Consider the following 23,423-nt stretch of genomic DNA (forward strand, 5'->3'; position numbering starts at 1 on the left):
CTTGTGGCTTTTTTAGTATGGTTAATGCGCCAGGATAAACGCAAAGGTATAACCGGCCTTATTGTGTTGGCGATTACCGTTGTTGGCTGTATTGCATACATGTACTGGAAAACGGGCGGTAAGTAACGAAGGTTTTAAAATATCTCCAACTAAAAAGCCCCCTAAATAGGAGGCTTTAAATGCTATTCGGGTGGAAACCCCGATAATTAAACTTCTGCTAAACTATCACCGGTAACGGTTGCCTTAATTTTGGCTTCCAGTTCTTCAGATAATTCAGGGTTATCCAGTATTAATTGTTTAACCGCATCACGGCCCTGGCCTAGGCGGGTTTCGCCATAACTGAACCATGAACCTGCTTTTTTGATGATGTTATATTCAACACCCAGGTCAATTATTTCGCCTGCCTTAGAGATGCCTTCACCAAACATAATATCGAACTCGGCTATACGGAAAGGAGGGGCAACTTTATTCTTAACTATCTTAACTTTAACACGGTTACCAGATACTTCGTCGGTATCTTTAATTTGTGATATACGGCGTACATCCAAACGTACCGAAGCGTAGAACTTTAACGCGTTACCACCGGTAGTAGTTTCGGGGTTACCAAACATAACGCCAATTTTATCGCGCAGCTGATTGATAAATATACAGCAGCATCCGGTCTTGCTGATGGTACCGGTAAGCTTACGTAAGGCTTGCGACATTAAACGGGCGTGTAAACCCATTTTAGAGTCGCCCATTTCGCCTTCTATCTCTGCCTTTGGCACTAATGCCGCAACAGAGTCAATTACCAATATATCTATAGCGCCAGAGCGGATCAGGTTATCAGCAATCTCTAAAGCCTGCTCACCATTGTCTGGTTGTGATATCAAAAGGTTCTCTACATCAACGCCCAGTTTTTTAGCATAAAAACGATCGAACGCGTGCTCTGCATCAATAAATGCTGCAATGCCGCCTTTCTTTTGCGATTCGGCTATAGCATGTATGGCTAAAGTAGTTTTACCTGACGATTCCGGGCCATATATTTCTATAACCCTGCCCTTAGGCAAACCGCCCACACCCAAGGCGATATCAAGCCCCAGCGAACCGGTTGATATTACTTCGGTAGGTTCAATAACGGAGTCACCCAATTTCATGATGGTGCCTTTTCCGTATGATTTTTCCAGCTTATCTAAAGTAAGCTGTAATGCCTTCAATTTATCTGTATTGCTCATTGTAAATTAATGTGAAACAAATATAAAATATTATTTATTTAAATACTAATATTTTTAGTAATTATTTTTTATTTGTCCTGTTGAATGTTTTGAAGCATCTGTTTGGAGAGATCCTTCGTTCTTCAGGATGGCAATTGGTTTTATGCCTGATGTAAACTTACCTAACCAAAAACTATCAATCAAATATCTTTATTAACACTGCGCCTGGCCAGTTCCTTACTAATTATGTTTAAAGTTTTTTTCTTTTTGGCATCCTTTGCTTTGCGAATTTTGGCAGCCTCGGCTTTTAGCAGTGCGGTTTCGGTGTTTTGCTGTTCGTAGTATTTGCAGAACCAGGTAAGCGGGCAAATTTCGCATTTAGGGCTGCGGGCTACACAGATGTATCGGCCGTGCAATATCAGCCAGTGGTGGGCAATACCTAAGGTTTCTTTTGGCAGGTGTTCCATTAACTGCTTTTCAACCGCCAGTGGGGTTGTAGCACGATTTGTTAAGCCTATACGGTTAGCCACACGAAAAACATGGGTATCTACAGCAATTGCAGGCGCGTCAAATACTACCGAGGCAATTACGTTAGCGGTTTTGCGGCCAACCCCGGGCAGCTTTTGTAAGTCGTTAAGGTCAGATGGTACCTCACCATTAAATACTTCCGTAAGCATTTTACCCATGCCAGCCAAGTGCTTAGCCTTATTATTTGGATAACTAACACTGCGGATGTAGGTAAATATTTCTTCGGGATTAGAAGCGGCTAAAGATGCTGCATCGGGGAAACGTTCAAAAAGGGCAGGTGTAACCTGGTTAATACGCTTATCGGTACACTGTGCCGATAGTATTACGGCAACCAGTAATTGATATGGGCTGTTGTAATGTAGTTCGGTAACCGCTTCGGGTTGGTTCTTTGAGAAATAGTCAACAAAATGGCGGTAACGTTCGGCTTTAAGCATTGTTAGTTTATTGGTTCATTAGTTCAATGGTTATTGGTACTTGCTTAAAGCTTAGTGCCAACAAGTGCAATATTCTTTATTTATTAGGAGATAGGCAAATGGTATTTGCACGGTGGCGATTTACTCACCCAGTCTTTGCTTTGCTCGACCACCCTCTCTTCGCTACGCGGAAAGAGGGTTTAATAATTTTTCACTCTCTTTGCGAAGCAGAGAGGGGCGACCAGCGAAGTGTTGTCGGAGTGGAGTCAGCCCGCGTTAGGGATTGAAGCGGATACCGGCCCGCGCCTAATGCCTGTGCAGTATGAGCAAAAAGCCCGGGCCGCAGGCAACGCCATTATCAAGCTATTCCCTCAAAGAACCACTTAAAAATAGAAAGGTTCATAAATCAAGTTGCCGGATATTGCTATCTTTTGCAGTATGATTTATGAACCAGTACTTTGCCGTAGTACTAATTAGCGAAGGCTTTTTGAGTAATCGAGGATATAATGGATCGTCTGCAGTTTTGGTTTCTTTTTTAGAAGATCCAAATCTGCGCGGATAGAATGATAAAACATCACATCATCCGCCTCCAGATTTTCATGTACCTCTGATTGCTTCACCCGAGCTTTATTAGTGACCGAATTTAAAATTGAAGTAAAGGTTTCACCCATAAGCTGTTGTTTGTTTAATTATAAAAGTAACGAGAATTTTTTAGGATTATTTTATAAAGATGAAAATTAAATGAAATTTTTTTTGAGAGTTAATTTTGCCTTAACGCCAACGGTTAAAATTAATAATATTAACTCATTCAATGGAAATTAATAGGGAGTTCGCATTTAAACGATAATACGTTGTGGCTTATTGTGTGATAAAGGCCCAATTGAAAAATATATTTAACACCATATTAGGGCTTGGGCAATGGATAGAGTGTTAAGTTAGAAATTGTAAAACGAAGAGTTATGGCAAATAAAAAAGCTGCCCTGAATGGGGCAGCTTTTTTATTTTTATCGCCGGCTTCAATTGACAGATAGCCAGGTAGGGAATAATTAATTTTTCAAGCTCATTTCTTTGCTCTGCATCATTTTACGCAGGTTATTAAGTGCGTAACGCATAATGCCAAGGGCAGTGTTAATTCTTACATCTGTAACATCGGCTATTTCTTTAAAGCTCATATCGCCAAAGTGGCGCATAATTAATACCTCTTTTTGTTCGGATGGTAAAAGTTGTATTAAGCTTTTAAGATCTTTGTGGGTTTGCTCGCGCACAAGGCGGTCTTCGGCACTTTCATCATAATTACCCAGTACTTCAAAAATATCGAAGTCGTCGCCATTGCTCACCATAGGCGCGCGTTTTTCACGGCGGAAATGGTCAATTACCAGGTTATGGCCAATACGGGTTACCCATGGCAAAAACTTACCTTCTTCGTTGTATTTACCTGCCTTTAGCGTGTTAATAACTTTAATAAATGTATCCTGAAAAATATCTTCGGCAAGGGCTTCGTCCTTTACCAGCAAATAAATAGAAGTGTAAATTTTTGATTGGTATCGCCTAATGAGTTCCACAAGGCCTGCCTCGTCTCCGGCAATGTACAGATGGATTAGATCCTGATCACTTTTCAATTGAAAATCCATAGAAAGCTACTAATAAACTAAATTAATTTTTTGGTCGTTATTAAGAGTAGAGTTCTATCTATAGCGTATTCTTTATAGGGTTAAGGAAATATTACCCTCAAATATAATAATCTTAAAAAATAAAAACAAATATTTTTTAATAGGGTATGTTACGTCGATGTCATAATGCCCATATGTCAGCATAATGCAAACTCTTTTATTAATAACCAATTAACCTTCATAATTACTCAAACTCATTTGGATAAAGCTAAATATTTTAGGATTTTTGCAATCCAAAAGTTCATAGTTAACAAATCGCAGTTTGTTGTAAATTATTTAGTTAGACCGCTGGTTTCCTGAATGGTTTAATTAAATCAACGAACAAATAATTACAGGATCTGTAAACAATGGACCACGAACTATCAACATGATCAAAGAAGCAGAAAAAGATCCGAAAAAACATATTATAATAAAAGGGGCAAGGGTACATAATCTTAAAAATATAGATGTTGCCATCCCTAAAAATAAACTGGTTGTTATAACAGGTATGTCGGGCTCGGGTAAATCATCCCTGGCTTTTGACACTTTGTATGCCGAGGGGCAGCGCCGTTATGTGGAGAGCTTATCATCGTATGCGCGCCAGTTTTTGGGCCGTATGAACAAACCAGATGTCGACTATATTAAAGGGATAGCCCCGGCCATAGCCATTGAGCAGAAAGTAATTACCAGCAACCCGCGGTCAACCGTAGGTACATCTACCGAGATCTACGATTATCTGAAATTGCTTTTCTCGCGGATAGGCAAAACCATTTCGCCTGTATCTGGTGGTATAGTAAAAAAAGATTCTGTTACCGATGTTATTAATTTTATTACCTCCCTGCCTGATGAAACACAGGTAACTATATTATGCCCGCTGCATCCGCACAATAACCGCAGCATTAAAGAGGAACTGGCTGTTTTAATGCAAAAAGGGTTTGTAAGGGTGGAGTTTGACGGGCAGGTATCGCGCATTGAATCGTTATTGGAAGATGAAAATATAGATGGTTCATCAATGCTTGTTGATGAAGAAGCTGCCCCTGCAAGAGCTAAAACGACAAAAGTAAAAAAAGGCGAAACCGCGACAGTTGAATCTTCATTGCCTGCTGTTTCTGTTGTGCGTATTGTTATAGACCGTATTAACAAAAACGAGGAAGAAGAAACCATTAGTCGTTTAGCTGATAGTATACAAACCGCGTTTTTTGAAGGTAAAGGCGATTGCTACGTGCGTTACCGCCAACCCGAAGAGGAGCAGGAAACAGAACGTTTCTTTTGCGATCGCTTTGAACTGGATAACATCCGCTTTGAAGAACCGACTGCTAATTTTTTCAGTTTTAATAACCCTTATGGGGCCTGTAAACGCTGCGAAGGTTACGGTAAGGTAATTGGCATAGACGAAGACCTTGTTATTCCAGATAAAAGCAAAACCATTTATGAAGGCGCCATTGCCCCATGGCGTGGCGAAAAAATGCGCGAATGGAACGATGTGCTGGTGAAGAACTCTCTGAAGTTTGATTTTCCGATACACCGCCAATACAACCAACTAACCGAAGAGCAACAAAGATTACTTTGGACCGGTAATCAATATTTCCGTGGACTGGATGCTTTCTTCAAAGAAATGGAGGAGCAGACCTATAAGATCCAATACCGTGTGCTGTTATCCCGCTACCGTGGTAAAACTACCTGCCCTGAATGTAAAGGGAGCCGCTTGCGTAAAGATGCATCATATGTGAAAATAGCCGGCAAATCAATCACCGATGTAGTATTGATGCCTTTAGATGGCGCGCTGGAGTTTTTCGGCAACCTAAAATTAAACGAGACCGATATTAAAATAGGCAAGCGCCTGTTATTAGAGATAACCAATCGTTTAAGCTTTTTAAACGACGTGGGTTTAGCATATTTAACGCTTAACCGTTTGTCGAATACCCTATCTGGTGGTGAATCGCAACGGATTAACCTGGCTACCTCTTTAGGGAGCAGCCTGGTGGGTTCGATATATGTGCTGGATGAGCCAAGTATTGGTTTGCACCCGCGCGATACCCAGCGTTTGGTAACCGTGTTGAAATCTCTTCGTGATGTGGGTAATACTGTTTTAGTAGTTGAGCACGAAGAAGAAATAATGAAAGCTGCCGACCATATTATTGATATTGGACCCGAAGCGGGTACACATGGCGGTAACTTAATATTCACCGGTACTTACGAGCAAATTATAACAGACGATAACAGCTTAACTGGCAAATATCTAAGCGGCCGCGAAGAAATTGCTATTCCGAAAAGCCGCCGTAAATGGAGCGATTTTATTGAGATAAAAGGGGCCCGAGAAAATAACCTGAAACATGCCAACGCAAAGTTTCCGCTTGGTGTTCTTACTGTGGTAACGGGTGTATCAGGCTCGGGTAAAACAAGTTTGGTAAAACGCATTTTGGCACCTGCCCTGCAAAAAACATTGGGTAATTACAGTGGCGACCAAAGTGGCGCATTTGATAGTATTGAAGGCGATTACGCTAAAATAGAACAGGTAGAACTGGTTGACCAAAACCCAATAGGGCGTTCATCAAGGTCTAACCCAGTTACCTATGTTAAGGCCTGGGACGAGATCCGTAACCTGTATGCTGCCTTGCCTGTATCAAAAGCTGCGGGCTTAAAACCATCGGCATTCTCCTTTAATGTTGAAGGTGGCCGCTGCGATGTTTGCCAGGGCGAGGGTGAAGTGAAGATAGAAATGCAGTTTATGGCAGATATCTTTTTAACCTGCGAGGCTTGTGGCGGTAAACGCTTTAAACAACACATATTAGATGTTACTTATAATGAGAAGAACGTATCTGAAGTGCTGGAGCTTACCATTGACGAAGCTTTAGAATTCTTTGCCAAAGAACCAAAGATCATTGCCAAAATAAAACCTCTGGTTGATGTTGGTTTGGGCTACGTGCAACTGGGGCAATCATCAAACACCTTATCGGGTGGTGAAGCGCAGCGTATTAAGCTGGCATCTTTCCTGGTGAAGGGTAACAATACCCATAAAACGCTTTTCATATTTGATGAGCCAACAACAGGATTGCATTTTGCGGATATAAAGAAGCTGCTGAAATCATTCGACGCGCTGTTGGAGCATGGTAACACTATTATTGTAATAGAACACAATATGGACGTTATTAAATGTGCCGACTGGGTTATTGACATTGGCCCCGAAGGTGGCGACCGTGGCGGTAACGTGGTTTTTGAAGGCCTGCCCGAGGACCTGATAAAGGTTGAAGATAGTTATACAGGGAAGTTTTTGAAGGAGAGGTTTTAAAAGCCTCACCTAAATCCTCTTCAAAAGAGAGGACTTGATAAGCGATGAGGTTGTAAACTCATCGTTTTTTTTATGAGATACTGCGGATTCCGTGGGGAGAATGTCATATTTATCTATTAATACATAGAAATGTTTCTATGTATTAATGCTTTTTATACATTTGTATCTGATAATGATTGTGAGCCACGGCTTACCGTCAGCTAAGATAATGGACAATAAAAAGATAGAAAAAATTTCCCGGGCATTGAGCGATGCAAGCCGCATTGCCATTTTACAGGAATTTAAGAAGAAAAAGGATTGCCTGTATTGCGCGGAGATCAATGATCTGCTGGATATGACCCAGCCTTCTGTTTCGCATCACATAAAACAACTGGTAGATGCCGATCTGCTATTACCCAAAAAAGAAGGTCGGAACCTTAAGTATGTGCTTAATCAGCAGGTGCTTAACGACTACATAGCCAGCCTTAACGAACTAAAAGATTAACATCTATTTTAAATATCAACACAAATACTATCAACTAATACATAGAAACATTCAAATATATAAATCAACCTATGAAAAAATCTATCTACATAATGGCTTTGGGCGCCTTTGGTATCATTACCACAGAGTTTGGGGTTATTGGCATATTACCCCAGCTGGTAAAAGAGTTTAATATTTCAATTGATACCGCAGGTTTGTTACTTAGTATGTTTGCTTTAACCGTAGCCGTGGCCGGCCCTTTCACCAATATGCTTATGGCAAAGGTTAACCGTAAAACAGCTATGTGTTTGGTACTGGCCATATTTGTAGTTTCCAACCTTATTTCGGCAATCGCGCCTAATTTTACCGTATTGATGGCGGCCCGTATCTTGCCCGCTTTTTTACACCCCGTGTTTTGGGCTGTGTCTATGACGGCAGCGTCTAAACAAGCCGGACCGAAAGATGCGCCTAAAGCTATAGCCATTGTAATGGCAGGCCTAAGTGTGGCTACTGTAATAGGAGTGCCGCTTACTACTTATATTGCCAACTTGTTTAGCTGGCAGGCATCATTTGTGCTTTCGGCTGTCATTAACCTGATAGCGTTTGGTGCGCTGGCTATTTATTCGCCGTCGATGCCGGTTGATGAACAGGCCGCGGACACTAAAAGCCAGTTGAAAATATTAAACAGCACCCAATTATGGGTAAAGTTTTTAATATGCGTTGTGATACTTGCGGGTATGTTTGCCACCTACGGGTACCTGGCCGAATATTTAGCTAAAGTGTCGCATATGAGCGGCACGCAGATCAGTGTTATGCTGCTGGTATTTGGCGGCGCAGGTATACTGGGTAACTGGCTTACAGGTATTTTGCTGAGCAAAAATATTCAAGTTACCAGCCGTGTGTTTTTATTATTGCTGGTGGTAATGCATATCCTGGCTTATCAATTTGGCGGGGGATTTGGCTCCATGGTATTCATCCTTTCGGTATGGGGATTAATACATACCGGTGGATTTTTGGTAGCCAACCTTTTTGTTATTAATGGTATACACGGCCCCTCGCTCGATTTTGTGAATAGCCTGCTGCCATCCTTTTTTAACGCCGGTATTACTTTAGGTACCTTGTTAGGTGGTTTTATTATTGTGCGGTTTGGCATTCATGAAGTTATTTGGGTAACTGTGCCGCTGCTTTTATTAGCACTGGGCCTCAGCTTTATTGCCGGTACTAAGAAGCAACCTGTAATTGAAGAGATAGCTGAACTTGAACCTGAACCGGAATCCACAGAATTGGTTTGCGAATAACAGGGAAAATAAAAGGCGATGAGTTATCATCGCCTTTTATTTTTATAGATACTTGCAAAACGTGCGTTTGTTTATCCTGTCATCTTGTTCTGTTCCATTTTTGAAAATGGAACAAGCGGAACAAAGTGGAACATATTGATGTGGGAGATATGTTGAAAGGCGACGAATTGCCCGTTCGCCTTTTTAATTAAAATTCCTTGATTTATTTGATGTTATCTCGTTTCTCAATTACTATCTCGCCTTTATTGATAATAATAGCAAACACCACCGAATCATCAATCGCTTTATTTGCTGTATTATCAAAAGCCGGTTTCCAAGCCGGGGCATCCATAAGTAATTGCCTGAGTTTTATCAAGAAATCATTATTGTTAATACTACCACCGCCTATTTGTTTTTGGATAAGAGGCGTTATTAATTTGCCTTCAGCAGATATACTACTAGTGTATAACAATTTAATAGCATTAACATCAGTAGGGATAATCCGGGCTATCTGATGCTTTAAAGAATCAGAAAAAGCGGCTGTAATGGCAGGGGGCGTTTTGTTATTTTGAGCTAATATGATTTGACTGATAAAGCAGATAGATAGTGTGATAATAAGTTTTTTCATTTTTTAAATGGCAATAAACGCCTAAATTAAATATTCGGTTTCGATATAAGGCTGTTTTATAATAGATCATTTTTAATCGCCCCCACCACCGCAGCCGCTGCAACCAGAACAACCCGAGCAGCCACTATCGCCTCCGCTCTCATGACCGCCATGATGTGAAGTAAAATCGGCCCCATTGCAGCCACTTCCGGCAGTACTGCAGCCGCTATTGCCGTCATTATTACCCTTTCCCTTGTTGGGGTTTGATTCCCATCTATATACGCCAATAATCACAACTGCAACAATGCCAAGCATCAACAATGGGGCCATCACACTTTCTGATGCCTGTATAAAAGTAGTGCATGCAATTAATAGCATAAACAATGTAACGCTGTATACAGAGAGCCGGGGCTTTTTAATGAGCCAGTACCTGCCCAAATTTACCCGCTGAAAGTTGATGTCACTAAAACGGGTATGGTTGTTTTGCCAGATATCTGCGGGTGGCTGTTCGCCAAATTTTTCTGTATAAAGTTTATGCGATGAAGTGTAAAATCCATCAAACTTAGTTGCTTCCTGTTTACCACCTTTGGTTGGGTTGTGATGGATCTCGCGGTTAAGCGTGTTTTTACAAAGCGCTGTCCAATAGGAGCGGGTGAAAGTTAAATGGAGGTGCCATGCTTGGTCAACCGGATCTGATGGGGTAACGCCGTGCTCCGAAATACAACATAGAAAAATGAACTTCTTATACTCTCCAATAACACGATTAGAATAAGCTTTGGTCCAGCCGTTCTCGCGTGCCAGCCTTGTTGAGAATTTAAAATCGGCCCCGGGTTCATCAAATTCAAAATCCTGAATTTTTTGCCAAAGTGTTTGTTCGATAGGTGTCATCGATAAGGGATAAGTCAACTAAAGATAAGAAAAGAAATACATGTGGGATGGAACATTTATCCTTACAGCAATGACGTGGTTGAGAATAGGAAAACAAAAAAGCCTTCCCAATTGGGGAGGCTTAATATAGGATCATAATTTAAGGTCTAAAGTGATCGCTCTTTTTATTTATGCCCACACCAGGGTGCCGGAATAAGAAAAATATTGATTGCTGGCATTGTAGCCAGTTATTTGCAAAAAGTGACCATCATATGTGCCCGAAAACGAATTAACCGGGGTGCCGGTATAAAGTTCTGTAACCGATGTAATGACGTGAGTTGTTGGATCTCCATAAACGCCATATGCCACGCCGTCCTTTATAAAATCACCAAATTCAACAATGGTAAAATGAGATTTAACCTTTGCATTGGTGGTCTTAGCCACGGTTTTAAAAGATGATAATGGTAATACACACACCAATAGAGCCGCTAATAAGAATAGTTTCTTGTTCATTGTGATAAGGTTTAAATGTAAATAATTACTTAAAACTACGATGTTTATTATTAATTATAAAGTAATTGATAGATTAATTTTAAACAGTAGTTAATAATTAGGGTGCATAAATAATTTATCCATACAAAAAAAGCCTCCCCATTCGGGAAGGCTTTTTAATATTAAATTCTAAGATCTAATATTAAGAGATCATTTGCCTGCGGATGATGTTCAATGCGCCGCCTGCTTTAAACCACTCTATCTGCTGTGCATTATAGGTATGGTTTACCGGGAACGACTCTGTTGTACCATCTATATGATGTAACACTACGGTTAACTGTTTGCCGGGGGCAAAGGTTGTTAAACCGGTAATGTCAATAATATCATCCTCTTGTATTTTCTCGTAATCGTTTGTATCTGCAAAGGTGATACCCAGCATACCTTGTTTCTTCAGGTTGGTTTCGTGGATACGGGCAAATGATTTTACCAATATGGCACGTACACCTAAGTGGCGGGGCTCCATAGCCGCGTGCTCACGTGATGAACCTTCACCGTAGTTTTCGTCACCAACAACAATAGAACCAATGCCATGCGCTTTGTAATCGCGCTGAGTGGCTGGTACAGGTCCGTATTCGCCTGTCAGTTCGTTTTTAACGCTATCTGCAGTGTTGTTAAAGTAGTTGATAGCACCTATCAGCATATTGTTTGATATGTTGTCCAGGTGGCCACGGAACTTCAACCATGGGCCTGCCATAGAAATATGGTCGGTAGTACATTTACCACGGGCTTTAATCAACAATTTTAAGCCTGTAATATCAGTACCTTCCCATGCAGTGAATGGTTCAAGCAATTGTAAACGTGATGATCTTGGATCAACTATTACCTCAACGCCGCTGCCATCTTCGGCAGGTGCCTGGTAACCGGCATCTTCAACAGCATAACCTTTTATCGGCATCTCAATACCTTGTGGCTCGTCAAATTTAACCAGCTCGCCGTTTTTGTTTATTAAGCTATCGGTAAGCGGATTAAAGGTAAGGTCGCCGGCAATAGCAAACGCTGTAACAATCTCCGGAGAGGCCACAAATGCGTGTGTATTAGGGTTACCATCCTGGCGTTTTGCAAAGTTACGGTTAAACGATGTGATGATAGAGTTTTTGCGAGTAGGGTCATCGGTATGACGTGCCCACTGACCAATACATGGGCCGCAAGCGTTAGCCAAAACCACGCCGCCCATCCTCTCGAAGGTACCTAAGTAACCATCGCGCTCAACAGTGTAACGCACCAACTCCGAACCCGGTGTAATGGTGAACTCTGCCCTGGTAACTAAATTTTTATCGATAGCCTGTTGTGCTATAGAAGCAGAACGGGTAATATCTTCGTATGATGAGTTGGTACAAGAACCAATTAAACCAACCTCTAAAATTGCAGGCCAGTTGTTTTCTTTAACCGCTTGCGCGAATTTAGAGATAGGCCATGCCAAGTCAGGAGTGAACGGACCGTTAACGTGTGGTTCAAGTTCAGATAAGTTGATCTCGATAACCTGATCAAAATATTGCTCAGGGTTTGCGTAAACCTCGTCATCGCCGGTTAAATGTTGCGCAACAGCGTTAGCCAGTTCAGCAACCTCGGCACGTTTGGTACCATTAAGGTAAGCGGCGATTTTTTCGTCGTAACCAAAAATAGAAGTGGTTGCGCCAATTTCGGCACCCATATTACATATAGTACCTTTACCGGTTGCAGAAAGTGAACGTGCACCTTCGCCAAAATATTCAACAATAGCACCGGTACCACCTTTTACAGTTAGGATACCTGCTACTTTCAAAATAACGTCTTTAGCTGATGTCCAACCAGAAAGTTTTCCGGTTAATTTAACACCAATTAGTTTAGGGAATTTTAGCTCCCATGGCAAACCCGCCATAACATCGCAGGCATCGGCACCGCCAACACCAATGGCAACCATACCCAAACCACCTGCATTAGGTGTGTGAGAGTCGGTACCTATCATCATACCACCCGGGAACGCGTAGTTCTCTAAAACAACCTGGTGAATGATACCAGCACCGGCTTTCCAGAAACCGATACCGTATTTATCAGATACAGATGAAAGGAAATCGTAAACTTCGCGGTTAATATCAACCGCTGTATTTAAATCGGCAACGGCGCCAACTTTAGCCTGTATTAAGTGATCGCAATGTACGGTTGATGGTACTGCAACCTGCGGGCGGCCCGCCTGCATAAACTGCAATAATGCCATTTGCGCGGTAGCATCTTGCATGGCCACGCGGTCTGGTGCAAAATCAACGTAGTCGGTACCGCGTTCAAAAGCTCTTTTAGCATCACCTTCGGATAGGTGGGCGTATAATATTTTCTCAGTTAATGTAAGATGTTTACCGGTCGCTTTACGGGCAGCATCCACACGGGTGCTGTAACGATCGTAAACCTTTTTGATCATATCTAAATCAAAAGCCATAATGTTTGATTTTTAGTGTAGTAAAAAGATGTATAAGCCTGTTTTAGGCTATGCGGCGAATTTACAAAATATAAACTTTATTCACAGTCAGTGCTTTGTACAATTGCTATTTGGATATATTCTAAATAACATATTCTAAGTTTGCAGTCCTGAGTTTGCAGTTTGCATGCCGACCTTGCCAACTGCCAACTGCCAACTGCCAACTGCCAACTGGCCCTACTTTCCACTTACTTCAATCACCTTGTCGCTACTTCCATTGCTGGTAACAATATAAACCTTACCATCGGGTGATATAGCCACATCGCGCATACGGCCGTATTTGCTTTTATAAAAGGTATTTACAGCTTGTACACCGGTGCCTGCGCTGTTCAGTTTTATTTGCAACAATTCAGAATCTTTAAGCACGGCTAATAGCAATGAGCCTTTCCATTGAGGGATAGCATCCTTGTTATAATAATCGAGACCGGATGGCGCAATAGTAGGTGTCCAGGCTTGTATGGGTTCAACTACATTGTTTGCGGAGCAAAAGGTTTTCTCGTCCGATTCATTGCAAAATCCTTCTACATTAGGCCAGCCAAAGTTGCGGCCTTTTTGAATAATGTTGATCTCGTCATCGGTAGAGCTTCCATGTTCTGAGCTGTAAAGGCGATCGCCAACAAATACAAGGCCCTGCGGGTTGCGGTGGCCAAAACTCCAAACCGGGCTACCTGCTATAGGGTTATCGCCGGGGATACTGCCATCCAGGTTTATACGCTGAATTTTACCTGCGGGGTTTGTTTTGTCCTGCGCCCTGGAAGATTCTGAAGCATCGCCACTGGTGATAAAAAGCTTTTTATCAGGCGAGATAGCTAAACGTGTGCCGTTATGGATACTTGCTGCCGGGATGTTATCAAGCAAAATTACAGGGTTGATCAAAGTACCACCGCTGTAGGTAAATTTCACTATTTTTTTAGTGTAGGTGCCGCTCTTTTCATAATTATAAGCCACAAAAACTTCGGGGGTGGTAGCAAAGTCGGGGTGTAAAACCATGCCCAGCAAGCCACCTTCGCCACGCGAAACAACCTCGTTTATAGTTTTTATTGGGGTGATGGCCCCGGTAGACGGATCAATGCTGCTTATTTTACCGCCGCGTTCGGTTATCCATAACTGATTGTTTGGCCCCCACAATATTTCCCATGGATAGGTGAGCTTATCAGTTAATACTTTATCAGTAAGGTCGGCAGTATCACCGGGGTTATTGGGATTGTTTGGGTTGTTTGAAGACGAACTTTTTTTACAGGTACTAAATAATAAAAGACCCGCTATAGCTGCCAATGTCATCCATGTTTTCATATCCTTATTATTTAATGTGCTGATAATTAGGTAACAGGGATTTGAGGGAATTGTTGTTTCCGATTCATTGCCGTTGACTTCAGTCAACGGTTAATATGGAGTAAGATAATGGCTTTAGCCCAAAAGAGAGTTTGGCTAAAGCCAGATGAAGCACATTTGTTATCCGCCCCATAAATGGGACGGCAATGATTTAAAGCATGTTGTTTAAGTTAAACATTCAAAAGTATACCCCTGCTTGCTAAAGTGCTCCAGCACCAGCGGCAGCGCATACTCCATTTTGTGAAACGCTTTTACACTATCATGAAATAATACTATAGAACCATCGCGTGCATTCTTTAATACATTATTAAGGGCCTCTTCGGGCTTAAGGCTCATGTCAAAATCTCCGCTTAGTACATCCCACATAATTATTTTAAGGTCGGGCCGCGCATTTTTTAGTAGTTTTATCTGTTCCCTTTTAATGCGCCCATACGGCGGGCGAAACAACGGGGTATCCAATATTTTATCAGCCTGTAAAAAGTTTTCCAGGTAGGTTTGGCTATTAGTGGCCCAGCCTTTAAGGTGATTAAAAGTATGGTTGCCAATAGCGTGGCCGTCTTTTTTTACTTGTTCAAATACATCGGGGTGCTTGCGTACGTTATCACCAATGCAAAAAAAGGTGGCCTTTGCATTGTGCTGTTTTAAAATATTTAACACAAACGGTGTAACAATGGGTATAGGGCCGTCGTCAAAAGTCAAATAAATGCAACGGGCACCCGGTTTGGTATCCCAAATTAATTGAGGATACAGTTTTTTTAACAACCAGGGGGTTTTTACCAGATACATTTGATAAACTTATAAAGGTTTTAACATTAACACAAAATAGAGCTTGCAAAGTAATTACCAGTTACTTACAATTGTATACATTTAATTATGAAACTAAACTTACCGATCACAAAAGTAACTATTGCTTGCTTCATATTACTTTCAACGGCTAACTTAACTGTAAAAGCACAAGAAGTTATTACTCTGCAAAAAGCCATAGACCTTGCTCTTGAGCGTAACTTAACTATAAAACAGGCGCAATTTAGCGAGGCCTTATCAGAAGAGAACCTTAAGCAATCTAAGTATAACATGTTGCCAAATTTAACTGCGGGCCCACAAGCTTCATTTAACTTTGGCCGTAATATTGACCCTTCTACCAATCAGTTTACTAATCAGCGTATTTTTGCATTAAATGGTACGCTTAGTTCGCAGGTAACACTTTTTCAGGGCGGGCAATTACGCAATCAGATCATAGAGAACAAATTATTGCTTGGTGCCGACCGTAGCTATACGGCTAAAATTAAAAACGACCTTATATTAAATGTAGTTACCCAATACCTGCAAATATTAACAAATCAGGATTTGGTTACAGCGGCACAACAGCAAATTGATATTGCAAAAATAACATTAGACAGGGCTCAAAAAAGTTTTGATGTAGGTAACCAAACACAGGCCGATCTATCGCAGGCAAAGGCATCACAATCAACTTCTGATCTGAATTATACCAATGCCGAAAATCAGTTAGAATTATCGATACTAACCTTAAAACAATATATGGAGATGCCATCGGCAACCAATATTACTTTTGAGAAACCGGATATCAGCAAGTTTAAAAATGTAAATATCCTTTATGATCCCGAAACTGTTTTGCAAACCGCTTTAGCCGTTAACCCGGACGTAAAACTTGCAGAAATAAGGCAGAAAGCTGCCGAGCAGGATATTAAGGTTGCAAGGGGTAACTATTTCCCAAGTGTAGTATTGTTTGGGCAGGTTGGAACAAACTACTCAGATGCACGCCGCTTACCGGGTACGCCATTCGCAACCGGTAAAGTAGATACAATAGGTTTTGTGCAAAATGGTGGCAATGCTGTTGTAGTGCCAAACTTTACTACCCCTATACTCCATTACCCACTGGGCAGGCAATTGAGCGATAACTTTAACCAATCGGTAGGGATAAGCTTGCAGATCCCTATTTTTAACCGCTTTAACTCGCGCACTTTGGTACGTAAAGCAAAAATCACTAATGAGAATGCTATTGTTACCGCGCAACTGGCTAAGAACAACTTAAGCAAAATTATATACCAGGCGGTGTGGGATGTAAAGGCGGCCGACAAAAAATACCAGTCGACCCTGCAAACCTACAATGCTAACAAAGAAGCCTTTAACATTATACAACAAAGGTATAATGTAGGTTTGGTGAACTCGCTTGATTACAACACATCCTTAACTAACTTAAACAGGTCGCAATTTGACTTGATACAGGCACAATACGAAGTTGTGTTCAGAAGCAAAGTAATTGACTATTATCTCGGAAACCCTATAACACTTTAAACACAAAAACAATCCTGAAAATCATCATGGGAAAAACTACTAAATATATTCTGATAGGCCTTGGCGCACTTATAGTCCTATTAATTATAGGCAAGGCAACCGGTATAATAGGCAAGCCGCAGTTAACGCAGGTTGCTGTTGAAAAAGCCGAGAGCCGCGACATCAACGAAACCGTATCGGCCAGCGGTAAAATAAAACCACATGTAGAGGTTAAAATAAGCCCGGAAGTATCTGGCGAGGTGGTTGAGCTGCCAATTAAAGAAGGCGACGTGGTTAAAAAAGGCCAGCTATTATGCCGTATCCGCCCGGATATTTTGAAATCTGGGTATGACCGTGCTGTAGCTTCATACAATACACAAAAAGCAAGTGTGGGTAATTCATCACAAATGCTAAAACAATCGCAGGCTACTTTTGTGAACCAGGAATCGATATACAAACGCAGCAAGGAGCTTTTTGATAAAAAAGTACTTACAGTTGCCGAGTTTGAACAGGCAAAAGCTAATTACGAAGGAGCAAGAGCAACCTTAGAAGCTTCAAAGCAAAATGTAATAGGTTCTACCTATGGGTTGGCACAATCACAGGCATCTGTTAAAGAAGCACAGGATAACCTGGCTAAAACAACTATTTACGCACCGGTTGATGGTGTGGTTTCAAAACTATCTATTGAGCAAGGCGAGCGTGTATTAGGTACCCAGCAGTTTGCCGGTACCGAGATCATGACCATATCTGACCTTACTAAAATGGATGTGAATGTTGATGTGAACGAGAACGACATTAACCGAATCGCTATAGGCAACCAGTCGCAAATTGAGATAGATGCCTTTTTGGGTAAGAAATTTACAGGTGAGGTTATTGAAATAGGTAGCTCTGCCAACGTAGTAGGTACCAATGCCGATCAGGTTACAAATTTTACGGTGAAAGTTCGCATTACGGCACAATCATACATTGATCTGCTTAAAAAGAATGCAGAGAACCATTCACCTTTCCGCCCGGGATTAACCGCTACGGTTGATATACAAACCAACCACGTAAAGGCATTGTCGGTCCCTATTCAATCAGTTACCACCCGCGACGAGAAAAAACCTGCTCCAGCAACAGGCGACACACAAAAAGACGACAAGAAAACTACAACAACCGCACCGTCAAAAGAGTATGTATTTGTTTTGCAAGGGAATAAAGTAAAACAGGTTGAAGTTAAAACCGGTATACAGGATGATACTTATATCCAGATACTATCGGGCCTAAAAGGTGGCGAAGAGGTTGTATCTGCACCATTCGCGGCTATATCAAAAACATTAAAAGATGGTATGATAGTTGAAAAAGTAGATAAATCGAAGCTATTTAGCGGCGATGCCAAGAAATAGATATTTTAGATAAAAGACTTATTGATAAAGGACAAAGGATTAAAAGCCTTTGTCCTTTTTTGTTTTAAACATTTGTCATGGTGAGCTTGTCGAACCATTGGCAAAGCGATTAAGTCTTCAACAGGCTCAGAATGGTATTTGTATTTTTCCCATCTTTCCGTTTTCACATGCGCCTGTCTACAAAAAAAGTATTTGCAATAATATTTATCCATTTAAAGATGGTGGCAGTATTTTGTCAGTGGGCTAATTTAAACTGATTGATTATGAGCTTTTTGAGGGCGTTCATGGGGCGTTCATAGCCGTGAACGTGAACACTTTGGCAAAATGGCAAGTCTTCTACAGGCTTTTTCCTTTATACAGAGTGATTCCTTGTCCTTTACTTTACTCCTTCCGTCCTTTCTCCGTCTGAATAATATTTCATTAATTTGTACCACCGGGAAAACCAATTACCGGCTGGGACATTTACTACTTAATGCTTAAGCAAAAAAACAAAATTGCTGTTGTGGGCGGCGGAAGCTGGGCCACCGCTAATATTAAAATGCTTACCGATAACACCGTCGAAAAAGAGATCTTTTGGTGGATGCGCAACGGTGAAGCTGTAGAGCACATTCGCAAATTTGGGCACAACCCCAATTATCTGAGCTCGGTTGGAATAAAAGTATCGGCACAAAACATATCTACCGATCTTAAATCGCTTATACAGGGTGCCGATTTTATACTGTTAAACGTACCTGCCGCGTTTTTAAAACAAGCCCTGGAAGGTATAACTCCAGCTGATTTAAAAGGCAAGAAAATAGTATCGGCCATAAAAGGCATAGTACCCGATGAGAATAAGATCATTGGCGAGTTTTTGAACGAGAACTACGAAATACCCTTTGATCATTTCCTGGTAATTAGCGGCCCCTGCCATGCAGAAGAGGTGGCGTTAGAGAAACTATCTTACCTGACTATAGCATCGCAGGATGCCGAACTCGCGGCAGAATTTGCCGGGATGCTAAGCACACGCTATATTAAAACTATAGTATCTGATGATATATATGGTACCGAATATGGTGCGGTATTGAAGAATGTTTACGCAATTGCCAGCGGTATTTGCCACGGTGTGGGTTATGGCGATAACTTTCAAGCGGTACTCATATCAAACGCTATACGAGAGTTGGAACGTTTTGTTGACGAAGTGCACCCTATTGATCGCGATATAAAGGAATCGGCTTATTTGGGCGATCTGCTGGTTACTGCCTATTCGCAGTTTAGCCGTAACCGTACTTTTGGTAATATGATAGGGAAGGGCTACACCGTAAAATCGGCACAGCTGGAAATGAACATGATAGCCGAGGGGTATTATGCAGTAAATTGCCTACACCAGGTAAACAGGCAATACAAGGTTGATATGCCCATTTGCGAGGCTGTTTATGCTATTTTATACAAAAAAAGCTCCCCGGCTATTGAAATGCAGAAACTGGCAGAGAAATTGAGTTAGTTAATATATAACTAAACAAAACATCCAGATGAAAAAGCTATTTAAATCGGCAATGTTTGCTGCATCGTTATTCGCAGCGTCAGTAAGCTATGGCCAAACGCATAAAGACACTACAGTTGGCCAAAAGGTGGGCACTACGGCCAAAAAGGGTTGGCATGCAACCAAAAAAGCGGCCAGTACAGTAGGTAATAAAACAGCAGAGGTGGCCTCAAAAGGTGCATCGGCTGTGTCTGATAAAAAGTATGATACCAAAGTAGGCCCGCAAGGCCAAACCATTTACATAGATAAAAACTCTTATTACTATTACGTAAACAAAAAAGGCCGCCACATTTATGTGCCAAAAGCCCAACTGGTTGATAAACCTGTTAAACAATAAAAAATAAAAAAGCACCTGCAAAACAGGTGCTTTTTTATTATCTTATCTGCAATGAAAATGAAAAGATATACCTTAATATTTGTGGCATTATCCGGGGCATTTATGCTGCTTGTTGCCTGCAATAAAAAAGAATCGAACACCAAAATTCGGGGTAGCTGGAAATCAAAAGACGCGAATGTAACCCTTAAGATAACCGATAAGAAGTTTATTATGGATGGCGACGAGCAAAACGCCGAAGATTATTTTACAAAAGGCGACACCATTTTTACCTCGTTTGAAGGTAACCAGCCCTATACCAAGTTTGTGATACAAAAGCTGGATGAGCACCAGATGAATTTGCTGTACCCAGATTCGATTGTGGTTGAATTTAGCCGTTAAACAAAAACCTCCCGGATGATAAACAAACGAGAGGCTTTGTAAACAAAACTAAACTAAAACTATGCTTCCGTTAACTACTCGGAAGCTCTTATGAAACTAACTAATTAGAATCTTCTGCGGCGTTCCGGGCGCTCTTCGCGGGGTTTGCCAGAGAAATCACGGAAACCACCGCCGCCGCTATTGCCGCCGCCGCTATTCCTGTCTCTGTTAAAACCACCTTCGCGGCGTCCGCCACCACCACTATTCCTGTCACGGTTGAAACCGCCGCCGCCTTCGCGTCTTTGGTAACCACCTTCGCGTCTTTCGCCACCGCCACTACGGCTGCTGCTGGTACCTTCGCCAGATATTTCTATCCTAACTTCGCGACCCTTAAATTCAACGCCTTTAAAATTGTTCACTACCTGGTCAACATCGCCGTTGCTTACTTCAAAGAAAGAGTAAACACCTTTAACATCAATTTTACCAACAGTGCGTCCGCTTATTTTAGAGTTGTTGCAAATGTAACCCAGCAAATCGCCGCGGTTAAACTCATCAACACTACCTAAGTTGATAAACAAACGAGTATATTCTGATTTGCCACCTGCATCGCGCATACCGCGTTCGCCTCTTTCGCCATCTCTGCGGAAATCATCTGCAGGAGCGTTAAGGTCAGGAGCATTACTGTAATAATCTAAAAAGCGGTTAAACTCTAATGATGCAAAACGTTTAATAACCTCTTCTTTCTCAAGATCTTTAAACTCATCCATAATACGAGGGATGTATTGCTCAATTTGCGCTTCGTTAACTGTTACGTTATGTACTTTATGTACAAGGGCGAACAATTGTTTTTCGCAAACATCAAAACCTGTAGGTATTTCGGCTTTTACAAACTTTTTACCTATGGTGCGTTCTATCTGGCGAATTTTACCAAGTTCTTTGCTGTTGATGATAGCGATAGATACACCTGTTTTACCTGCACGGGCTGTACGGCCGCTACGGTGGGTGTAGTTTTCTATCTCATCAGGTAACGAGTAGTTAATAACGTGTGTAACATCATTAACATCAATACCACGTGCGGCAACATCTGTAGCAATTAATAATTGCAGGCTGCGTTCGCGGTAGCGTTTCATTACCTTATCGCGTTGTTGCTGTGAAAGGTCACCGTGTAAAGCATCGGCATTATAACCGTCTTTAATAAGTGATTCAGCAATTTCCTGAGTTTCAATTTTGGTACGGCAAAATACGATACCAAAAATTTCGGGGTTGTTATCAACAATGCGTTTAAAGGCTGCATATTTATCACGGGCACGTACAACGTAGTACTCGTGGTCAATATTAACATTACCTGTATTTTTCTCGCCCATAGTAAGCTCGAAAGGATCGGTCATGTATTTCTTAGCGATCCTTCTAACTTCAGAAGGCATAGTGGCCGAAAATAGCCATGTTTTTTTCTCGTCGGGTGTAGTAGATAAGATACTGTCAATGTCTTCCTGGAAGCCCATGTTGAGCATCTCATCAGCCTCATCCAATACTACAAACTTAACCTGCGAAAAATTGATCGCCTTACGGTTAATAATGTCAAGCATACGGCCCGGTGTAGCAACAACGATCTGTACACCACGTTTAATTTGGCGTAATTGATCCTGAATGCTTGCACCACCGTAAACGGCAACAACATTAACGTTGTTCATGTGCTTGGCGTAGTTCTTAATGTCGTTCGTGATCTGTAAACAAAGTTCACGTGTTGGGCATAAAACAAGCGCCTGCGGATGATTTTCTTCGAAATCGAGCAGTTCTAATAGCGGCAGTCCAAAAGCAGCTGTTTTACCGGTCCCTGTTTGGGCTAATCCGACAAAATCGTTGCTGCCTGTTAACAATACCGGAATTGACTGTTCCTGGATTGGTGTTGGATTTTCAAATCCTAACTCAGAGATGGCATTAACAATATCATGACGGATTCCCAGATTAATAAATGGGTTCATGAATTAAAATAACGTATTTGGCTACATCGCCAAATCGGGTGCAAAAGTACAACTAATAGTTCACATTTCAAATACTGTTTTTTTAATTTGTAATAATGGCAATTTTAAAGATGCGGATTGCCGTAACTTGCTAAAAATCAATAGGTTTTTTATGGTAATGGTTTTAGCCTTAGTGTGTGTTATACAATTGGCGGTTTTTATCACTTTTAAAAATGGTTTAGATAATGGCAATTGCTTTTGTAGCCTCCACTACAAATTAGCTATTATTTATATCTTTAACTATCAGTAACTATATAAAAAATGAAATTTCTTAAGCCCCTTATCACATCATTTATTCTATTGTTAACAGCTTCGGTATGCTTTGCCCAAGCTTTTGAAAAAGACATGGATACCACCCTATATGGCCGCAATAAAGCCGTAGGTAAGTATGCTGAGCTGCGCGGTATTAAAATGTATTACGAAGTTTATGGCAAGGGTGAGCCTTTGTTAATTATACATGGTAACACGGGCTCCATCAAAAACTTTGTATACCAGATACCTTATTTTGCTAAAAATTACCAGGTAATACTGGCCGATAGCAGGGCGCAAGGTAAAACCATAGACCATACCGACTCGCTGAGTTATGAGATGATCAGTGACGACCTCAATGCGCTGCTTGATCACCTGAAAATAAAGAACGCCAATGTAATAGGTTGGAGCGATGGCGGAATAGAAGGACTATTACTGGCCATGAACCATCCCGACAAGGTGAAAAAGCTGGCCGTAACAGGCGCCAATTTATGGCCGGATAGCACAGCGGTTGATCCGTTTGTTTATAAAATGATGATGGACATTAATATTAAAGGGGCCGACTCTTTAAAGCGGATGAAAAACCCAACGCCCGAGATGAAGAATCAGTTGAAGTTGATGCATTTGCTATCGTACGAGCC

At 41.4% G+C, this 23,423-nt stretch carries 19 protein-coding genes; 9 read left to right on the forward strand and 10 right to left on the reverse strand.

The window, feature by feature from the left end; genetic code table 11:
• Nucleotides 1–206: 206 nt before the first annotated feature.
• The 3 genes from recA to JWQ85_RS06630 form a co-directional block, all read right to left on the reverse strand.
• Entirely contained in the window at nucleotides 207–1,214 is a 1,008-nt protein-coding gene (recA, locus tag JWQ85_RS06620; RefSeq protein ID WP_299465793.1) for a recombinase RecA, read from the reverse strand.
• A gap of 179 nt (nucleotides 1,215–1,393) precedes the next feature.
• A complete protein-coding gene (gene nth, locus JWQ85_RS06625) occupies nucleotides 1,394–2,155 on the reverse strand; it encodes an endonuclease III (RefSeq protein WP_299465796.1) in 762 nt (253 codons plus the stop codon).
• 1,025 nt (nucleotides 2,156–3,180) lie between these two features.
• On the reverse strand, nucleotides 3,181–3,765 hold the full coding sequence (locus tag JWQ85_RS06630; protein ID WP_299465799.1) for a sigma-70 family RNA polymerase sigma factor: 585 nt from the start codon (nucleotides 3,763–3,765) through the stop codon (nucleotides 3,181–3,183).
• A gap of 406 nt (nucleotides 3,766–4,171) precedes the next feature.
• Here JWQ85_RS06630 and uvrA point away from each other — a divergent pair, with 406 nt between their 5' ends.
• The 3 genes from uvrA (at nucleotide 4,172) to JWQ85_RS06645 (ending at nucleotide 8,833) form a co-directional block, all read left to right on the forward strand.
• Entirely contained in the window at nucleotides 4,172–7,072 is a 2,901-nt protein-coding gene (uvrA, locus tag JWQ85_RS06635) for an excinuclease ABC subunit UvrA (protein ID WP_299465802.1), read from the forward strand.
• A 208-nt stretch (nucleotides 7,073–7,280) separates the two neighbouring features.
• Nucleotides 7,281–7,556: a helix-turn-helix domain-containing protein gene (locus JWQ85_RS06640; protein WP_299465804.1), complete on the forward strand. Its 276-nt coding sequence runs from the start codon at nucleotides 7,281–7,283 to the stop codon at nucleotides 7,554–7,556.
• A gap of 71 nt (nucleotides 7,557–7,627) precedes the next feature.
• Entirely contained in the window at nucleotides 7,628–8,833 is a 1,206-nt protein-coding gene (locus JWQ85_RS06645) for an MFS transporter (RefSeq protein WP_299465806.1), read from the forward strand.
• 202 nt (nucleotides 8,834–9,035) lie between these two features.
• Here the strand turns inward: JWQ85_RS06645 and JWQ85_RS06650 are convergent, their stop codons facing one another.
• From JWQ85_RS06650 to JWQ85_RS06675, 6 genes are all read right to left on the reverse strand, one after another.
• Nucleotides 9,036–9,440, reverse strand: a complete 405-nt coding sequence (locus JWQ85_RS06650; RefSeq protein ID WP_299465809.1) for a hypothetical protein — start codon at nucleotides 9,438–9,440, stop codon at nucleotides 9,036–9,038.
• Between the two features lie 72 nt (nucleotides 9,441–9,512).
• Nucleotides 9,513–10,307 carry a hypothetical protein gene (locus JWQ85_RS06655; RefSeq protein ID WP_299465812.1) on the reverse strand — a complete coding sequence of 265 codons (795 nt, stop codon included), beginning with the start codon at nucleotides 10,305–10,307 and terminating at the stop codon, nucleotides 9,513–9,515.
• A 168-nt stretch (nucleotides 10,308–10,475) separates the two neighbouring features.
• Nucleotides 10,476–10,799: a hypothetical protein gene (locus tag JWQ85_RS06660; RefSeq protein ID WP_299465814.1), complete on the reverse strand. Its 324-nt coding sequence runs from the start codon at nucleotides 10,797–10,799 to the stop codon at nucleotides 10,476–10,478.
• Nucleotides 10,800–10,980: 181 nt separating this feature from the next.
• Nucleotides 10,981–13,248 (reverse strand): aconitate hydratase, encoded by a 2,268-nt coding sequence (locus JWQ85_RS06665; protein ID WP_299465817.1) that lies wholly within the window; start codon nucleotides 13,246–13,248, stop codon nucleotides 10,981–10,983.
• A 216-nt stretch (nucleotides 13,249–13,464) separates the two neighbouring features.
• Nucleotides 13,465–14,580 carry a sorbosone dehydrogenase family protein gene (locus JWQ85_RS06670; protein ID WP_299465820.1) on the reverse strand — a complete coding sequence of 372 codons (1,116 nt, stop codon included), beginning with the start codon at nucleotides 14,578–14,580 and terminating at the stop codon, nucleotides 13,465–13,467.
• A gap of 204 nt (nucleotides 14,581–14,784) precedes the next feature.
• A complete protein-coding gene (locus JWQ85_RS06675) occupies nucleotides 14,785–15,405 on the reverse strand; it encodes a polysaccharide deacetylase family protein (protein ID WP_299465822.1) in 621 nt (206 codons plus the stop codon).
• A gap of 87 nt (nucleotides 15,406–15,492) precedes the next feature.
• On the opposite strand from JWQ85_RS06675, the gene JWQ85_RS06680 reads away from it, so the two are divergent.
• From JWQ85_RS06680 to JWQ85_RS06700, 5 genes are all read left to right on the forward strand, one after another.
• The gene (locus tag JWQ85_RS06680; RefSeq protein WP_299465825.1) at nucleotides 15,493–16,935 is read left to right on the forward strand and encodes a TolC family protein; all 1,443 of its coding nucleotides are present in this window, start codon (nucleotides 15,493–15,495) and stop codon (nucleotides 16,933–16,935) included.
• A 26-nt stretch (nucleotides 16,936–16,961) separates the two neighbouring features.
• Nucleotides 16,962–18,299 carry an efflux RND transporter periplasmic adaptor subunit gene (locus JWQ85_RS06685; RefSeq protein ID WP_299465828.1) on the forward strand — a complete coding sequence of 446 codons (1,338 nt, stop codon included), beginning with the start codon at nucleotides 16,962–16,964 and terminating at the stop codon, nucleotides 18,297–18,299.
• 472 nt (nucleotides 18,300–18,771) lie between these two features.
• Complete coding sequence (locus tag JWQ85_RS06690) at nucleotides 18,772–19,779, forward strand: NAD(P)H-dependent glycerol-3-phosphate dehydrogenase (RefSeq protein WP_299465831.1); 1,008 nt, start codon at nucleotides 18,772–18,774, stop codon at nucleotides 19,777–19,779.
• Nucleotides 19,780–19,807: 28 nt separating this feature from the next.
• On the forward strand, nucleotides 19,808–20,155 hold the full coding sequence (locus JWQ85_RS06695; RefSeq protein WP_299465834.1) for a hypothetical protein: 348 nt from the start codon (nucleotides 19,808–19,810) through the stop codon (nucleotides 20,153–20,155).
• 57 nt (nucleotides 20,156–20,212) lie between these two features.
• Complete coding sequence (locus JWQ85_RS06700; RefSeq protein ID WP_299465838.1) at nucleotides 20,213–20,533, forward strand: hypothetical protein; 321 nt, start codon at nucleotides 20,213–20,215, stop codon at nucleotides 20,531–20,533.
• A gap of 104 nt (nucleotides 20,534–20,637) precedes the next feature.
• Here JWQ85_RS06700 and JWQ85_RS06705 read toward each other — a convergent pair whose 3' ends face one another.
• Nucleotides 20,638–22,494: a DEAD/DEAH box helicase gene (locus JWQ85_RS06705; protein WP_299465841.1), complete on the reverse strand. Its 1,857-nt coding sequence runs from the start codon at nucleotides 22,492–22,494 to the stop codon at nucleotides 20,638–20,640.
• A gap of 300 nt (nucleotides 22,495–22,794) precedes the next feature.
• Here JWQ85_RS06705 and JWQ85_RS06710 point away from each other — a divergent pair.
• A partial coding sequence (locus JWQ85_RS06710) for an alpha/beta fold hydrolase (protein WP_299465844.1) occupies nucleotides 22,795–23,423 on the forward strand: 629 nt, incomplete at its 3' end.

This window comes from Mucilaginibacter sp. (genome assembly GCF_028288105.1).
Taxonomy (GTDB): domain Bacteria; phylum Bacteroidota; class Bacteroidia; order Sphingobacteriales; family Sphingobacteriaceae; genus Mucilaginibacter.

Bases quoted from the DNA above. Each gene is read 5' to 3' on its own strand.
- JWQ85_RS06655 (WP_299465812.1), bottom strand. From the start codon at position 10,307: ATGACACCTATCGAACAAACACTTTGGCAAAAAATTCAGGATTTTGAA.
- JWQ85_RS06690 (WP_299465831.1), top strand. From the start codon at position 18,772: ATGCTTAAGCAAAAAAACAAAATTGCTGTTGTGGGCGGCGGAAGCTGG.
- JWQ85_RS06700 (WP_299465838.1), top strand. From the start codon at position 20,213: ATGAAAAGATATACCTTAATATTTGTGGCATTATCCGGGGCATTTATG.
- JWQ85_RS06645 (WP_299465806.1), top strand. From the start codon at position 7,628: ATGAAAAAATCTATCTACATAATGGCTTTGGGCGCCTTTGGTATCATT.
- recA (WP_299465793.1), bottom strand. From the start codon at position 1,214: ATGAGCAATACAGATAAATTGAAGGCATTACAGCTTACTTTAGATAAG.
- JWQ85_RS06640 (WP_299465804.1), top strand. From the start codon at position 7,281: ATGGACAATAAAAAGATAGAAAAAATTTCCCGGGCATTGAGCGATGCA.
- JWQ85_RS06680 (WP_299465825.1), top strand. From the start codon at position 15,493: ATGAAACTAAACTTACCGATCACAAAAGTAACTATTGCTTGCTTCATA.
- JWQ85_RS06660 (WP_299465814.1), bottom strand. From the start codon at position 10,799: ATGAACAAGAAACTATTCTTATTAGCGGCTCTATTGGTGTGTGTATTA.
- JWQ85_RS06650 (WP_299465809.1), bottom strand. From the start codon at position 9,440: ATGAAAAAACTTATTATCACACTATCTATCTGCTTTATCAGTCAAATC.
- JWQ85_RS06630 (WP_299465799.1), bottom strand. From the start codon at position 3,765: ATGGATTTTCAATTGAAAAGTGATCAGGATCTAATCCATCTGTACATT.
- uvrA (WP_299465802.1), top strand. From the start codon at position 4,172: ATGATCAAAGAAGCAGAAAAAGATCCGAAAAAACATATTATAATAAAA.
- nth (WP_299465796.1), bottom strand. From the start codon at position 2,155: ATGCTTAAAGCCGAACGTTACCGCCATTTTGTTGACTATTTCTCAAAG.
- JWQ85_RS06665 (WP_299465817.1), bottom strand. From the start codon at position 13,248: ATGGCTTTTGATTTAGATATGATCAAAAAGGTTTACGATCGTTACAGC.
- JWQ85_RS06685 (WP_299465828.1), top strand. From the start codon at position 16,962: ATGGGAAAAACTACTAAATATATTCTGATAGGCCTTGGCGCACTTATA.
- JWQ85_RS06670 (WP_299465820.1), bottom strand. From the start codon at position 14,580: ATGAAAACATGGATGACATTGGCAGCTATAGCGGGTCTTTTATTATTT.
- JWQ85_RS06675 (WP_299465822.1), bottom strand. From the start codon at position 15,405: ATGTATCTGGTAAAAACCCCCTGGTTGTTAAAAAAACTGTATCCTCAA.
- JWQ85_RS06695 (WP_299465834.1), top strand. From the start codon at position 19,808: ATGAAAAAGCTATTTAAATCGGCAATGTTTGCTGCATCGTTATTCGCA.
- JWQ85_RS06705 (WP_299465841.1), bottom strand. From the start codon at position 22,494: ATGAACCCATTTATTAATCTGGGAATCCGTCATGATATTGTTAATGCC.